Genomic DNA, 15654 nt, shown 5'->3' on the forward strand with positions numbered 1-15654 from the left:
GGGATGGGTGGCGAACTGCCGATATGGCTTCACAACTTCGACTCCGAGCAATTCCTGAGGGCTCTGGAACAACAACTGGCTGTTGCTCTGCAACCGATAGTGGATGCCAGCACAGGGAGCGTTGTCGCGCACGAGGCATTGATGCGCGGCTTCGACGACCTTGGCTTTCCCAACCCGGGCGCACTGCTGGACAGCGCCGCCGAGCGCAAACGGCTGTTCGAAGCCGATTGCTGCGTCATCTCGAAAGCCATGATCGGGAGGGCACATCTGTGTCCGGCAGAAGCCGGGCATCTGTTCCTCAATCTCGATGGACGCAATCTGGGGCAGTGGCGGTCCCTGCGCACCTTTCTGGAGTTGCGCTGCGAACAGCTCGGCCTTGGACCGCATGACCTTTGCATCGAGCTGTCCGAAGCGCATCAGCCGCTTGAGCCGGAAGCCTTCGAAGAAGCCGTCCGTGGTCTGCGCGCCGCAGGGTTCCAGATCGCCATCGACGATTTCGGCACCGGCGTTTCGGGCATGCAGATGCTCTATCAGGCCGCGCCCGACTTCATCAAGATCGACAAGTTCTTCATCAAGTCGATGCCGAGCGATGCGAAGAAACGGCTGCTTGTCGGCTCGATCGTGGATCTGGCCCATACGCTGGGTAGCCGGGTGATCGCCGAAGGTGTCGAGACAATCGAGCAACTGATCTGTTGCCGGGACGCCAATTGTGATCTCGTTCAAGGCTATCTGATCGCGCGTCCCGCGGTCGATCCGAGCGAGCTGGAATCCGGCTATGCGGACCGCATCAATGCCGGTGCCGCGCCCGTCGAAACCAGCGACGGCCTGATGGTCGACAAGTTCATCGAGGATGTGCCAACCCTGCAGGAAGACACACTGCTTGCGGTCTTCTTCGACCAGCTGACGCGTTATCCGGGTCGCAATGTCTATCCGGTGCTTGGTCATGACGGGCTGCCGCGCGGGGCGGTCCGCGAAAGCGACGTGAAGCAGCTGTTGCATTCCCCCTTCGGGCGGGATCTGGCGCGCAACCGATCGATAGGGATGACGATCCGCGACTTCATTCGGCCGATCCCGACGCTCGAAAGCACCTCGCCGATCGCGCAACGACTTGATCTGATTGCTGATCGCGCCGAGGATGGCGTCGTCGTCACGAACGCGCTGCGGTATCGGGGCTACATGTCTTCGGGCGCCCTGCTGAAGCTTGCAAACGAAGTGCGGTTGCAGCAGGCGACGGCGCAAAATCCTCTTACGCGCCTGCCCGGAAACAGCGCCATTGCCGGATTTCTGGAGCGATGTATGACGCATGTCGCCGCACCGCGACTGGTCGCCTATATCGACATCGATCATTTCAAACCCTTCAACGACCGCTACGGGTTCGAAATGGGGGATCGGGCGATCCTGATCTTGGCGTCGATCCTGAAGTCGCTCGAGCGCGATCACGCGGCGTTTGCAGGGCATATCGGCGGCGATGATTTCTTTCTGGGAGCCGACGGCCCGGCCTGCCGCCCTCTGGCCAGGATCCTCGAAACGATCGGGGAGCGGTTTGGCCATGTCGCCGAAAGTCTCTACAGCCCCGAGGACCGTGCGGCCGGGTTCATCGAAGGCCGCGCACGCGACGGAACCTTGACCCGGTTTCCGCTCTTGTCCTGCACCGTTGCTGCGCTGCGGTTGGAGCCAGGATACCGGCCCCAGGCGACGCTTGAACTCACGACACGGCTGACCAAATTGAAATCGCTAGCCAGAGAGCGCCAGGCGAGCCTGCAGATGGAAACGCGCGGTCCGGCACCCGACCCGGCCCTTGCGGGCGCGCTCAGCTAGTCACGGGAAGGACCCCAAGCACCGTCGTTTCGATGCGGTCCTGATCGGAAAGCGGTCGCCCTGCGGCGTTGAACCGCCCCGGGTTTACCGGAGGGTGATTTGTTCAACGACTATGCGACCATATCGAGGACGTTCAGGTTTGCATAGAAGGCTTCCTCTGCTTCTGCGGGGGTGATGTATCCGATTGGGCCGAGCAGGCGGCGGTTGTTATACCAATCGACCCATTTCAGCGTTTCCCACTCGACGTCACGGACCGATTTCTAGGGGCCGAGCTGGTTGATGACCTCCGTTTTGAAAAGCCCGATGACGCATTCGGCGAGCGCATTATCGTAGGAAACGCCGACCGTCCCGACCGAGGGATCGATGTCGGCCTCCACCAGCCGCTCAGTGTATTTGATCGACAGATATTGCGACCCGCGGTCTGAATGATGGATCAGGTCTTTGTTATCAGGCGTTTTTCTTTGCCAGATCGCTTGTTCCAAAGCATCGAGAACGAACTGTGTCGTCATCGACGTCGAGGCCCACCACCCTACGATACGGCGCGCAAAGACGTCGATGACGAACGCGACATAGACCGTCCCGGACCACGTCGGCACGTAGGTGAAATCCGACACCCAAAGCTGATTGGGGCGCTGCGCCGTGAACTGCCGGTTCACCTTGTCGTCCGGGCAGGGCTGCGCGGTGTCAGGGTTCGTGGTGATGATCTTCTTGCCGCGAACCACGCCCTGGATCCCCAAGACGCGCATCAATCGCTCGACCGTGCATCGGGCGACATCCTCACCGTCGCGGCGCAGAACATGGCCCGGATCTTTCGCGCGCCGTAGAGCTTGCGGTTTTCTTCCCAAGCTGCGTCGATCTTGAGGCAGAGGGCGGCATCCGACTTGGCCCGGGCAGACGCCCGGGACGGGTCGCGGGCGATGGCGCGCCGCTCATAGTAGGTCGACGGGGCAATCTGCAGCAGTCTGCACATCGACTCGACCCCGTAAGATCCTCGGTGTTCGTCAATGAAAGCAGTCACTTGCGAAACGGGCGGTCGAGCTCCGCCATCGCAAAATATGCGGACGCCTTCTTCAGGATCTCGTTGGCCTACCGGAGCTCGCGAACCTCGCGCTCAAGCTCCTTGATCCGGTTCGGCGGGAAAACGATTCACTGGATCGTTTTCTTATCCGCCTCACTTCTCAGCAGTGGTCGCGCCCGGCCGTTCGCCGCCATCGCGCTGGACCTGGCGGGCCCAAACACGAAGGCTGTCTGGCGCACAGCCCAATTTGCCTGCGATCGCCGTCAGCGCCGCAGCTTCGCTCCGATATTCGGCGCGGTGTTCCAAGAGAAGCCGAACCGCGCGTTCACGGAATTCCGGGGAATAAGGCTTCGTGGTCTTCTTCTGTTTCTGTTCCATAACGGGCAAGTCTCCGAGAGTTTTGCCCTCCGGTAAACCCGGGGCGGTTCAGCTCGCCTGGACCCCCGAGAACACCGGTGATCGAGAGCATCAGTTCCGCGGGCAGACCTTCCACGCCAAGGCCGTGAAAGAAACCACGGTGCGCGGGTGTCCGATTTGCCTGCGCCAGGACTCGGAGAGCGCCGACGGTCCCCCCGCTGAGTCCATGGCCCTCCGCGGCCACTGGATGCTTCGCCCGGCGACCATCTGCCTCCACCACCGCCATCCGCTCGTTCCGCTCTGACAGGAAGCGGAACCGGTGCGCCGATATGACACTGCCGCGCGTTTCGCCGAAATTGCCGAGGCCGTGCTATCGGGCTCGTTGGACAGACCTTTGCGGGATGCGTCCCCGTTCGAGCATTGGTTCGAGACGCGCCTGGCAATCGAGCACGATTCTCAGGGCAACTGGCTGGATCAGTTTTCGCTCTACCCGGCCGCGCATTTCTGTGAGCTGCTGGGACGCGCAGCCTTTGCGACCAAAATCCCGAAATGGAAAAAGATGCCACCGGAGCGGCTCTGGTGCTGTTTTGATCTCGGATACACCTTCGCCAGCAAGGGCGAGGAACATATCCGCGATGCCCTCTCGCAGCTGCAGCAGCTGATCGGAACACCGACAGACGGTCCAAAGAAGAAGTTCGGTGACCTCTATGACAGGCTCGCGCACGATCTTACGGGAGAGGATTACCGTCCCTTTCGCGATCTGTTGCGCGACCACATCGCGACGACATGGCCACTTGGGCCGGGCGACGCCTTGATGGGCGAACCTGTCCTTGAGCGCCGAGTGCATTCCGTTCTGACGGCTGCGCGCGAAACCGGAATCGATGCGCGGCGGCTGCGCAAGCTTTTGTCCGAGGCGGGCTGGGTCAAGCCTGCCGGCGAAGGTCGCGAAGACGCCTGGGAGCTGTTCGATGCCGTCGCGGCCGCACCGTTTCTGCAGTCACTCGGATCCGGGGTGAATGCCCCGGAATTGCGTGAGAAGCTCTCGATCTCACGGTCACAGTTCGACCTGCTGCGACAGGACGGATATTTTGCGCCGACCCTGGGCGGGGACGGGCACAAGCCGCTTTGGGATATTCAGGCCGGGCGATCTTTCATCGATGGCTTGCTGACTGGCGCCACACCGATTTACGTACCCATGCATGACTGGAGCGATATTGCGTCGGCTGCGCAGCGCCTGAAGATCCGCCCCGGGCAGATCGTCAGCATGATCGAGGGCCGGAAGCTGACACGGGTTGGAAAGCACCTCGGGCGTGACGGGTATGCGGCGATTCTGGTGGATGTCGCCGAGGTCGAACGCAGGCTGGAACGACCGGAGGCCAAGGGGCTGAGCATCGAGTTGTTCGCAAAGACCGCCGGGTTGCGCCATCGCACGGCGATGAGGCTGGTCCGGGACGGTCACGTTCCGACGACCGAAGGCATGAACCCGAAGACGAAGGCGAAGCAACGTTTCCTCTCGCCCGCCGACATCGATGCCTTCCATCGTCGCTTCGTGACGCTCCGCCACCTCGCCGCACTTCTCGGGCTTTCTTGGCAATCCCTGCGCACAATTCTGAAAGACGCCAGCGTCGCCCCATTTGCTCCGGATGGCGAAGATATCGGCGCGATCTTCGAGTGGGAGGTGATCGAGAAGCTGTTCTGTTGCAGGTGGCCCACACCAATAAGGCGAGTTCCCTGAACGGGCCTGAGGAGACAGGAGGCGGAAGTTCTCGATGAACTTCTGCGCCACCTATCCCCTTGTAATAAAATCTTATATTGAGGCGAGCACATAGCAAGAGACTGCGAGAATGCCGCTTCTGGCTACCTGCCCACCTCGAATTTGCCGAGTTTGCGCACGCTTCTAGATTTTATTTGCGCACGCTATTCCCTTATCTGGCTGCTGTCTCGACCGACTAAATTTTTCCTTTTGCCAAAACCTAACCCATTGAAATATATAAATACACCCCTGCCCCCGACCAACGATCTGGCCTTTTTGTAGGCTAAATTTTTCCTTTGGCAAATTCCCTGCCCGGTCGGCCGTTGGCAACAAAAAAGCCGCCCGGAAGGGCGGCTTCAGGAAGAGTTTGCTCGGCAGGCGCTACATCAGGCCGTAAATCCCGGGAGGCAGATCACGACGGCGATAAAGCTCCACGCCAAGTTCCATCGGATCGACGATCGGCTGGCATCCCTGATCGGACAGCTTTTTTACCAGGGTATTCCTGCTGATCTGGGTCTCACGCGACAACCGCCGCAGGGACACATAGGTCTTTGCGAACAGCTCGACGTCGACCGGTGACAATCGGGGCTGCCCGGTCGAGGAAACCTCATGGACCCGAAGCCGCGTCACACCGACCGCGCCGTCGATCAAACGCAAGATCACGGGGCTGGGGATGTCGAGACTCATGCTGACCGCCGAAAGAGAGAGCGTCTTGACAGGGACATCGGGGGTCGTGGCGGTGACGATCTCGGCGGGATCGAGGTGAAGCGCATAGCAGCCAAAGACGTCCCGCAGGCGCACCACCCGCTTCAGTTTCCCTTCGAGGATCATGCGATAAATGCCGTCGGTGCTGACGCGAGTCTTTTGCGCGGCAACATCGATGCTGACCCACCCTTCGGGGACATCGTCGACGTCACGGGCACGATCCCGAAGCTTGGCGAGGAACGCGTCGGCGTCGGGCGCCAGGACCTGGGCGCCATATTTGTGCTGGGCACTGAGTTTCAGGTCGATTTGCGGCAAGATCCCTGCGGAAATCAGCTGCCGCACCTGCCCGCGCGAGGCGTTGATGTAGCCGGGAAGACGAACGATCGGGATCGCTTGGAGGACCGGTTGGACAATCCTGTTGGCCTCCACCGCATCGAAGGTTCCACCGGTGCGGGCTGCCGTGTCGTCGACGAGGCCGTGGGACACCAGCAGGCTGCGCAGCGTACTCGCATGCAGCTTGGTCTCGGCCGCGAGCGACGCGATGCTGTGCCGCCGCCGGGTCACGACGACCTCGCCGCAAACAGGCTTGCCCGGGGCGACTTCGCTCGTATCGAGAATGTATTCCCGCACCGCATGGCGAATGGGCCCGGGATCCTTGCGGTTCTTCGAGAACTGAAGCCATTGGTAGAGACGCCCGAACCGCTGCTGCGGGCCTGCCTTGCGGCTCAGCTTGCCAGGGGAGCGGCTGCGTTCCTCGACAAGGCCAAGGGCCTCGCGAATGCCCATCTCGCCGCGGGCGACGAACGGAAAGCCCGCTTCGGCCGCCTCGTCCCAATCCTTCGGGCTGAGGAGATCCAGATTGGGCTTCGTCCCGAAGGCGAGGATCACCCCCAACATTTCGGTCGCCCGCGCCGCCTGATCGATGCGCTGCCCGTCGAGCCAGTCGGGGCCTGTGCGCCCCTCGAGCCGGTCGATGACATAGCGTTGCAACATCGCCGGTTTGCGCGCTTGCAGGCTGTCGCGCAGGGCTTCGAGTTGGGCGCCGGTCTCGGGCACGATCAGCGCCATCTGGCGCGCGCGATCCAGCCAATCGGTTTTCGGACGATCGATCAGCGGCAACTCGTGATCCGGGCACACGCGGATGGGCCGCAAGAGCCAAAGCAGACGACCGCGACGGTGCAGCCGGCTGTTTCCGCGGGCATCGTCCTCCAGCAGGCAGGCCGGGCAAAAGCCGGTGTCCGACCCGCGCAAGAATTCCGCCATGAAGATCTCGCCGCGCAACATGTAGCGCCGCCATTCCAGGGTGCGCATGGCATTGCGCACCAACTGTGCCGGGTCGTGGCCGGTACGCTCCGCGAGAAGGTCGATCGCCGCATCCGTCGCCTTGTCGAGATCATCAAGCGGCAATCCGATATCGTTCAGGAACGGCACCAGGCTCTCGCCCGTGTGCAGGGCCGCAAGCCGCGTGGCCCAGGACATCAGGGTTTCATCTGCGGCAATCGGCAGGAAAGGCACGAGATGGCTCATTTTTTCAGCTTCCATTGCCGGGGGTCGGTGCCTTCGGTCAAATCGATGCTGGCCCATTTGATGGCCAGGAACGGGTTGCAGTCGGGGCCCTTGCTCTCGACCGCCGCCCACGCCTCGGCGAAGTGCGCCAACGTCAGGCGATCGTCGCCATGGCGCAACGCTTCCTCGATCGTATTGAGGGTGTTTTCGATGCACATCCCGAACCGATACCGGCTGGCGTAGATCAACCGGGGCACGACATCGACCTCGGGCGGGGCGATATCCGCACAGCGGCAGAAATCGACGATCAACTGCTGCAGCTTGTCGCCCTCCGTCGGCGCCGTCACCGGGGACAATTCAAGCTTGGCGAAACGACGGTTTTTCTGGCCCTCGAAGGCCACGATCTCATGCAGGATCGGGATGCCGGACAAGAGCAAGATCACCGGCGGATCCGCCTCGAGAAGCGACTTGAAGGCGCACAGGATATCCATGATCTCTTCGACCGACCCGTTCGAGCGCAGATCGTGCGCCTCATCGATCAGCAGCACCACGACACCAAGGGCGGCAAGGCGGTGGCGCACGAGCCGCCAGATGCTCCAGCGTTCGCGCCGCTCGGAAACATCGGGGTAACCGCTCACGCGCAGGATTTCGCAGCCAAGGGCCTTGAGGGTGGCGGGGCTCGGAACGGTGACGGCGAGGTAGCGCGGGCCACCCGGGGCGCCGAGCCCGAGCGCGGGGTGGGTCTTCAGGACGTGATCGATGATGGTGGACTTGCCGTCGCCGGGATGGCCGGTGACGACGATCCCACGGGCCTCCCGACCGCCACTGAACCGCACGGGAACGGCAATGGGGGCGCCGTCCGCATTGCGGCGCAACAGGCGGTCGATTTCGTGGCGCACCTCCGCGTCCCGATGGGTGGTCACGAACTTGTGGCGCAAGATTTCAAGGATGTTGTCGATCTCGAATTCGGACTTGAGCATTTTCGGCCTCATTTCTGCAGGGGGACTTCGGACCGCGTGACGCGGCCCCGATGACAAGCGGCCGCCCTGGGGTGGCCGCGAAAAGGGTCAATCCTCGACGCCCCAGGCATCGTTTTTCTTGCTGCGCGAACGCCCTTTCTTGACCGTGGGGGCGGCAACCTCGGGTTCGGCCGCCTCGGCAGACGCGTCCGGCACGATCCTGAGCCCAACCCCATCTTCGGCCTGTGCCGTGGCGGGGGCCTCGGACGTCTCGGACACCGAGAACCCCACGAACAGGCTCTCCTCAAGACGCGCCAGCGCCGCCTCTTCCCAGACCTCGGTCACCAGCCTTGCGCGCTGGCGGGCAGTCGCATTCAGCTGCTTGATGTCCGCGATCGCCTTGCGAACGACCGTCTGGGAAACCTCCTGGCGCTTGTGCTGCGCCAGACGCAGTCGGCTGGAGCTTTCGAGCCATTCGGCCGCGCTGACCCCGGCAAATCCGTCGAACACGGCCGGAACCTTGATCCACTGGTCCGCCTTGACCCAGATCGCGCCGAGATCACGCGGATGCCAGCGGACCTCCACCTGCCGGTCGGAAGTCTTGCGGTTGAGGGCGCGGCTGTGCAGGGCGAATTTGGCAAGCGCCTTGCTGTGATACCGCACGCCGAGGACCGTGATCCCGTCCCCCTCGAGCTTGCGCGTCAGCGGGCGCGCGAAGATCTGTGCCTGCTTTTCCGGCCCCGGCGCAGCGCGCACGCCGTATTCCTCCATCGCCTTGTTCCAGGCCTCGATCGGCGTATCCCCCCCAAGCCCTTCGTGCGGCTGGTTGTGGTAGATGTCGACCGCCCAGCGAACGAGCGCATAAGCGAATTCGTCGGCGCTGAGCACGCCCTCCTTCACAGAGTCATTCTCGCCGCGCAGGATCACGTTGGAGAAGGTGCGACCCGTCAGACGCGGCAACAAGCTGAGGTTCATGGAGCGGAAGACCCGCTCGATCGCACCCCGCAGATGCGGAACGCCGTTCACCGCGATCTCGAACGGAACATCGAGTGCCGCGCAGGTTTTCCGGAACTCATCCGCCTTGAACGCGGAGCCGCCGTCGGTCACCAGGCGCTCCGGCAGACCGAAAAAGTCCCAACCGGTCAGGGCCCCGACCGCATCGGCGTAGCCGCCCTTGTCGTTCACGCACATCTCGAGACATTCGATCGCCGAGAAGCGGCTCGGGCTTTTCGAAAGACGCATGCCGACGATGACCCGCGTCGCTGCGCAGATGGCGACGGTGATCCACCAGCGGCCCTTCTTTCCTTCGAGCCCAAGGCGCTTGCGCTCCTCTTCGCTGAAGCGGTCGAGCAAGCCGTTGTCCCGGAACAAGGTGATCAGATCGACCTTGTTCTCGTCCATTTCGACCACTTGCAGCGGGCGAACCAAATCACGCGTCTGCCCACGGCCCGTCTGGCGCAACTTGCGCAGCGCCGCGTCACGTCCTTCCCGCGCAACCATGACCAGGAACGGATCGAGGCGGTCGATCGCTGCGGAAACGGTGTTGCGACAAGGCACGCGGAACGGCTTGAGCCCCTCGGCCACCCGCTGTTCGTTCATCGTTGCGACGGTGGCTTTCAAATCCTCATGGATCGCCTTTTTCGTAAGGCGATCCGTCGTGAGGTATCCCATCACCGCGTCGTTGAGGGCGCGGCGCACTTCCAGGTTCAGTTGATCGAAGCGCGAGCCGGATTTGTAGCTCCGGTCGGAAAGCCCGACGCGACCGAATTGCTTGTACGCCGCGATCCAGCGACGCAAGCTGCGCGGCGAGAATTTTTCAGGGCTTTCCTTGGTCTTGCTGTCCTGCGGCTGTGCGACCTTGCAGTAAAAGGCCTTCGCCTCCTCCTTGATTTCGAGCCGGTGCGCCTCGATCCCGTCGTCCGTCAGAGTCAAACGGATCTTGCCGAATTCCTTTTTCTGGCGACGGCGCAGGAGATCGACCGCAAGAACGATGCTCTCGCGAAAGCGGATCCGGTCGTCGTGAGCACCGGAATCCCACACCAGCGGCGCGCTCTTTTCCTCCTCCTGAGGGCGTCCCTGCTGATTCACGAAGTAGTTGAGCTTCACCTCGAACCGATTGTGGCGGTTCAGGTTGAGAAGCTCGTCATGCGTATAGGTTTGCGCCAATCCCCCTTCGAGCGGCGCCAAAACGAGCCCCTCGGAATTGCGGAAAACCATTTTGTGCGGCTTATTGTCGATCAGACACAGGTCTTCCTCGAAGCAGCGGATGCGGAACGGGGCGGTCATTGTGACACCCCCGTCTTGCGCACGAAGGATTTCCCGCAGATGCGCTGATGCTCGCAAAGCGTGATCTCGCGCTTGCCGATCTTGCGCACCAGCGCCCGCATGCCGCGCGAACCAAGACCGATGCAGCGGGTCATGTCCGCAAGCGTGCTGGCGCCGATCAATTGCCCGATCACCGCCTCGGCGGCCAGATCCGCTTCCGCGTCCGCGCCGCGCATGGCGTAGATCGTCTCGGCATTGAACCGGCTGATGGCATCGAGGCCTTCGTCCGTCAGGAGCCGCACCTCGTCGAAGGTGCCCCCGATCTGCGCCGCGATCTGCGAAAGCTCGTTCACCACCCGCCCGCTTTCGAGACGGATCACCGGCTTGACCTCGCAAGCGATACGCCGGCCATCCGTGGTCACGATGACGAAATCGAAATACTTTTCGACGCGTTCGCTCGCATCGTTCACCCACATGAAGAGCACCTGCTCCTCGAGGGTCTGCACCCAGGGCAGCGTGAGAAGATAGATCGCCCAGACGAACTCGAGGTGGCTCTCGGTCACGATGATGCGGCCATTTTCGCCATCGGGCACCACGGTCTGACCGCAGAAATGCTGGGTCGAGGCCACGGAGACTTTGCGTTTGGCAACCGACCGCTTGGGCGGGTTGTATTCGGGTCCGGTATAGACAGACATCTTTCAGGTTCCTGTTCTGAAGCTTGGGGGACACGCCCTGGTCGGACGCGTCGGTCTCGGCTGGCCGCTGCGGCGGCACGTGACAGGCGACCCATGCGACAGGCATGCGGGGAGACACCTCCGGCCGCGAATTTCGCGCGCCGAGAGCGGGTCTCGAGCTTGTCGGGGTCAGGTTTGAGAGGGACCGATGCCGGGCAGTTCCTTGCAGCGAACCGCAGGATCTGCTATGAACCAGATATCAGGTCTGGTGGGCTTCGGCCTTCCACATCACGTCCACGTCGGGATGCGCCAACATCCCGGCGTTTTCGTTTTCAGGGGTCGGGATCAGGTCATTTGCGTCTCCATTGGGGCTGCGAGGAACGGTCAGAGTCATAGCGCGGAAGCTCAAAAAAACGAAAGAAGTCGTTATTTTTCATGAGCTTGGAGAGTTTTTGATCTTTCTCTCTGTTTTTCGCATCGCGCGTCATTTTCCGCTCCTCAGGTTTTGTGTCCGACCGTCTGCGCTGCACTACCGGCGGCATCCCGAAGCGGGATGCGCGGCTCCTGAACCGGGTCGGAGGGGGGTACCGAGGGTTTGCGAATTCCGGATCCCGTAACGGGCGGTCATCACAAAGTTCCGGTGGTCAGGCGGCAAGGGCGCTTTCCGTGACGGTTCTTTCGAGCCCTGAACGCCCGATTTTGAGGGCGTGATTCGGCTGCGAAACGTCGGTCAGGAAAGCATCGATGCGAGACAAAACCCCACGTCCGATCCGGAAAGGATCAGCGTATGAGCCGGGAGGCGGCGAGGGGGTTATGCGTGTTCTGGTTCATCATGGGAGATGAGATAGGGGACAAATTACGGGTAGATCAAGGGGGGTGTTGCGGGTCGGACCGATGTGGGGTCACCGCAACGGTCGGATTTTCTTGCCATTTCCCGCCGTTCAGGGGGCTTGACAGGGAAGCTCCGGCTCTTCATTACCATTTCAGATCCGGAACCGATGCCGCCGAAAAGCGCATGTGCTGTCGGATTTGGTTCTGAGCCCCCCGAAAAATTTTTTTCGTCAAAGTGCGTGATCGCGCTTTTGGACGCCATTTTTCTGGTCCCGGAGAGGGTTTTTCCAATTTCCACCGCTGCACGACTGATCTTGACGCCGGTCTCCGGCCGCGCGCGCAGAGGACGTCCGGTGTTGCCGCAGGCAAGGGATACCCCAAAGCCGCACAGGGACGTCAAGCCCAGCCCCCGAGGTCTGGAATGTCGAAACGCCGAGCGCCCGACCGCAAGCGGCCCTCTGCGAGCAGTGCGGTAAAAACGGATTGATCGGGGCGGCCGAGCCGGTAATAGCGCGAAAATGTGCGTGCCCACCCCTGATCGGAGGCGATGCGAACAAGGGGCGAGGTGACTGTGCGTGCGCCCTGCCGCAACCGGGGATGGCCCGTGACGAGGCCGACAAGCACTGGCAGATCTTCAACGACCACGCCACACCAGCGTTCGATGCAGGGCGCGGTCTCAAGCGCGGACAGATCCGGCACCGCTCCGGCAAGACTGTCGATGTGATCGCAAAGATCGAAGATATCTTGCCGCAGAATCGCGGCGAACGGACAGGTGCCGTTCAGCAGCCGATGTGTCCGCACCAACGGCGTGATGCCTGGATCAGACTCTGTCAGCGCGCCGCCCCGCAGGCCGTCGGTGACATATTGGAGCGGGCGCAGCGGGTCGGCGATGTCGTCCGGCGTCATACGGGGCCTCCTTGCTTTTGCAAATGTGCGAAAAACTGCGCCAGTTCAGTGATGCCGGGGCCGATGAGCGTAGCCGCTGACCACCGCGACCCAGGCCAGCAAGTTGCGAAGGCTCAGGCCCTGGCCAGCGAGGACAGCCAGATGGGCACGACCGTCAGCAACGGTATCCACATCGTCGATGTCGGCAGTCATGCGGTCGTAAAGCCGCAACAGATCCGGCAGTCCCGGCTCCGGCACATGGATCACACGACACCGATCTTGCAGCGGCGCAGGGACGCCGCGAAGGTCATTCGCGGTCAAGATCCAGCTGATGTTGGAGACATCGATCCGCACCCGGTGGACCGGGCACTCATAATGCGTCGCAGTCCCGGGATCGAGCACTTCGAGCAGGCTCGTTGCGATGGACGTACTCATGCCGCGATCGCTGTAGACAACGCCCGACTTGTCGATTTCATCCACGAGCATCAGCGGGTTGGCCACACGCGTCGCTAACAGGGTCTCGACGGGTACGCTGGGCGTGGCGCTGCCCCAGCCCCGTTCCACGCCGCCGACACGGAAGCCCGAAGACCCCGACCCGACGTCGATCCGCCTGAGCGGTACGCCAGCAAACTCTGCGAGCCGGCGAGCATAATGACTCTTGCCGCAGCCCGGGCTGCCAACGAGCAGCATCGGGGGCAGGCGCAGCCCTTTGCGGCCATTGGAGAGAGCGGCCAACAACTGCTGCTGGATCGCCGCAGAAACTGCCGCTATCCATGGCGCTTCGGCATGCAACGCCGCAACCAGCTCATCGACTTCATGCGCGGTCTGCGGGCCCAGAATGCGCGCGCCCTCGCGCGCAAGACGACGGAGCGGCTCGCGTTGCTCGGGCCTCAGCGTAAGAAAGCCGGGCACGCCGGCGAGCTTGCGTTTAACGCAGGCTTCGATGCGAGTCTGGACACGGTTTCCCGCAAAATACGCCATGTTGCCGTGACGCGCGCGCCAGCGTTTGCGCAGCGCATCTATCACTTCGGCGGCGTCTGCGACGCCAAGCAAAGGCGAGACGATATCGATCCTTTCGGTCATCGGGCTCCCTCCGACACCTCGGCGCAATGGCGCGAAGGACGGCGAATGCCCCGGCTGCCAGGGGGGCACGACGAGGGCGGCGGATATGCGCGGTCAAGCCCGCGAGCGGGGGACTTCAGGCAGGACATGATATGCTCCAGTCATGCGACCACGACCGACGAAGATCGGTCGGAGCGCTGGTTGAGGCGGTGCGAAAACTGCCAGCGCAGCTTCGCGGGGTCAGAGATATGCGTGCGGGCGGCCAGACCACGACCAACCGTTCAAGGTCAGTGCGGCAAGGCCTCATGGATGGATTCGGAGAGCTTTGATGAGGTGATGGTGGCCCAAGAGACGGCTCGAGTCAATACTAAGGTATTGACTTAAAAAGGAAATGCGAAAAAATGAACCGCGTGGCGTTTATCTCGCTGTGGGGTGGCAGCGTCCAATGCCGGGCACCGCCTTCCCCGCTCCGATCCCGGCAATGCGAAAATGTGGCGGCGCGATTCATGCCCGGGACATCCGCGATGCGAAAAGAGCCGTCGCGCGTGGCTTCTGGCCGGGGACCCGCCCCATGCCGCCCCCGCCCCGCGCCGAAACAGGTGACAACGCCGCCTCTCGCCGCCATGATCAGCACCGGGCATCGGGAAGGAGAGAGAAGGTGTTTTCGCAACGCAAGGTCGCGCAACTCCTCGTCAGGCTGATCGAAATCGACCCGCCGATCTGGCGCCGATTGCTCGTCCCGTCGGACTGGACCCTTGCCAAGCTCCACCGCGTTCTGCAGGCGGCCTTCGGTTGGACCGATGCGCATCTGCACGAATTCCACATCGGCGGGCTGCGCTATGGCGATCCGGATCTGCTGGATGATGGCTTCGACGGCCCTCGGGTTTTTGACTATGCCGATGTGCGCCTTCTCGATTTTCTGGGCCAGCCCGATGCGGTCTTCGTCTACGTCTATGATTTCGGCGACAACTGGCAGCATGAAATTCGGATCGAAGCCTGGCCCGAGGTCGAGACCGCCCCGAAACAGGCGCAGTGCCTTGACGGTGCCCGGGCGCGCCCGCCCGAAGATGTCGGCGGACCTTGGTCCTATGGCGACTTTCTGGAAGTGATCCGCGATCCCGAACACGACGATCACGCGTCGAACCTCCGCTGGGCGGGCGGGCATTTCGACCCGGAGTGGTTCGATCTCGAGGTGATCAACAAGGACCTGCGCAACGCGATGCGCTCCAACGCTGCGCGGCGCCTGCATCAGCCGAAGCCGAAGAAGGGGTAAGGATATTTGCCGCGGCAGGCGCCCGGCTTCAAAGAAATTGTGGGCTCAATGGGCAAGTTCAACGAGCGAAGGCGACCCGTGCGGTTGCGCCATTGAGACCGCAGAACCCGCCCTCTGCGAAGGCGACGGCTTGATCCTCACGCTCGGCCGAGGCTGTCGGTCGGCTTCGAGTTACGCTACGTGGCCGCATAACCCAAAGCCGCCCTTTGCCCGCAGTTGCAGCAAAACTCGGTCAAGTCTAGTAGTAATGCGGCACAAAGCAGACGCTCACCTTCGGAGGAACGAAGAATCCGCTACCTATGGGCACCGTAGGGACAGCATCCGGCCGAACACTTGGCCTCATTCTTGTGCTTGAGCGCGAGATAGTCTTCGATAGTCTAATCTGAGTCAGCGACAGGTCGCTAGGTTGGCGGGAAATAATTTTGGCGCTACAAAATATCAGAATAGGCGATCTCGTCGGACTTACCAGGCTGCTGAAGAAGTCGTCGTCTCGGAACAGTTTTCTTTCGGCGCAACCTGCTGCGTTTGGTTTTGGCTCCATCGACGCA

11 protein-coding genes, 1 pseudogene and 1 other annotated feature are annotated in these 15654 nt (G+C 62.2%); of the genes and pseudogenes, 4 read left to right on the forward strand and 8 right to left on the reverse strand.

All coding sequences use genetic code 11. The features are described 5' to 3' along the window. Positions 1-3: 3 nt before the first annotated feature. A complete protein-coding gene (locus FBT96_RS03405; RefSeq protein WP_136904956.1) occupies positions 4-1818 on the forward strand; it encodes a GGDEF domain-containing protein in 1815 nt (604 codons plus the stop codon). Positions 1819-1928: 110 nt separating this feature from the next. Here the strand turns inward: FBT96_RS03405 and FBT96_RS03410 are convergent. Beyond that, positions 1929-3214: pseudogene (locus tag FBT96_RS03410) on the reverse strand (IS3 family transposase). Continuing rightward, positions 2762-2878, reverse strand: a sequence feature (AL1L pseudoknot). It overlaps the preceding pseudogene by 117 nt. Between FBT96_RS03410 and FBT96_RS21175 the strand changes: the two are divergent. Both FBT96_RS21175 and FBT96_RS03415 read left to right on the forward strand, forming a co-directional pair. Continuing rightward, the gene (locus tag FBT96_RS21175) at positions 3189-3497 is read left to right on the forward strand and encodes a TniQ family protein (protein ID WP_249306257.1); all 309 of its coding nucleotides are present in this window, start codon (positions 3189-3191) and stop codon (positions 3495-3497) included. The pseudogene FBT96_RS03410 and the gene FBT96_RS21175 overlap by 26 nt on opposite strands. A 15-nt stretch (positions 3498-3512) precedes the next feature. Next, positions 3513-4928, forward strand: a complete 1416-nt coding sequence (locus FBT96_RS03415) for a hypothetical protein (protein ID WP_249306260.1) — start codon at positions 3513-3515, stop codon at positions 4926-4928. Between the two features lie 399 nt (positions 4929-5327). Here FBT96_RS03415 and FBT96_RS03420 read toward each other — a convergent pair whose 3' ends face one another. The 7 genes from FBT96_RS03420 to FBT96_RS03440 form a co-directional block, all read right to left on the reverse strand. Continuing rightward, a complete protein-coding gene (locus FBT96_RS03420) occupies positions 5328-7178 on the reverse strand; it encodes a TniQ family protein (RefSeq protein ID WP_169583154.1) in 1851 nt (616 codons plus the stop codon). After that, complete coding sequence (locus FBT96_RS03425; protein WP_169583156.1) at positions 7175-8137, reverse strand: ATP-binding protein; 963 nt, start codon at positions 8135-8137, stop codon at positions 7175-7177. The genes FBT96_RS03420 and FBT96_RS03425 overlap by 4 nt, the downstream gene beginning before the upstream one ends. Positions 8138-8224: 87 nt before the next feature. After that, positions 8225-10402 (reverse strand): Mu transposase C-terminal domain-containing protein, encoded by a 2178-nt coding sequence (locus FBT96_RS03430; RefSeq protein WP_169583158.1) that lies wholly within the window; start codon positions 10400-10402, stop codon positions 8225-8227. Then, positions 10399-11076: a hypothetical protein gene (locus FBT96_RS20550; RefSeq protein ID WP_169583159.1), complete on the reverse strand. Its 678-nt coding sequence runs from the start codon at positions 11074-11076 to the stop codon at positions 10399-10401. Before FBT96_RS20550 ends, FBT96_RS03430 begins: the two co-directional genes overlap by 4 nt. Positions 11077-11405: 329 nt before the next feature. After that, positions 11406-11543, reverse strand: coding sequence for a hypothetical protein (locus tag FBT96_RS20555; RefSeq protein WP_169583161.1), 138 nt, complete (start codon positions 11541-11543; stop codon positions 11406-11408). 739 nt (positions 11544-12282) lie between these two features. Next, the gene (locus FBT96_RS03435) at positions 12283-12792 is read right to left on the reverse strand and encodes a DUF6634 family protein (protein ID WP_136904960.1); all 510 of its coding nucleotides are present in this window, start codon (positions 12790-12792) and stop codon (positions 12283-12285) included. 45 nt (positions 12793-12837) lie between these two features. Next, positions 12838-13854: an AAA family ATPase gene (locus FBT96_RS03440; RefSeq protein ID WP_136904961.1), complete on the reverse strand. Its 1017-nt coding sequence runs from the start codon at positions 13852-13854 to the stop codon at positions 12838-12840. A 637-nt stretch (positions 13855-14491) separates the two neighbouring features. On the opposite strand from FBT96_RS03440, the gene FBT96_RS03445 reads away from it, so the two are divergent. Beyond that, complete coding sequence (locus tag FBT96_RS03445) at positions 14492-15106, forward strand: plasmid pRiA4b ORF-3 family protein (RefSeq protein WP_249306263.1); 615 nt, start codon at positions 14492-14494, stop codon at positions 15104-15106. The last annotated feature ends 548 nt before the right edge of the window (positions 15107-15654 follow it).

The sequence above is a fragment of the Rhodobacter capsulatus genome (assembly GCF_005144475.1).
GTDB classification, from domain to species: domain Bacteria; phylum Pseudomonadota; class Alphaproteobacteria; order Rhodobacterales; family Rhodobacteraceae; genus Rhodobacter; species Rhodobacter capsulatus_C.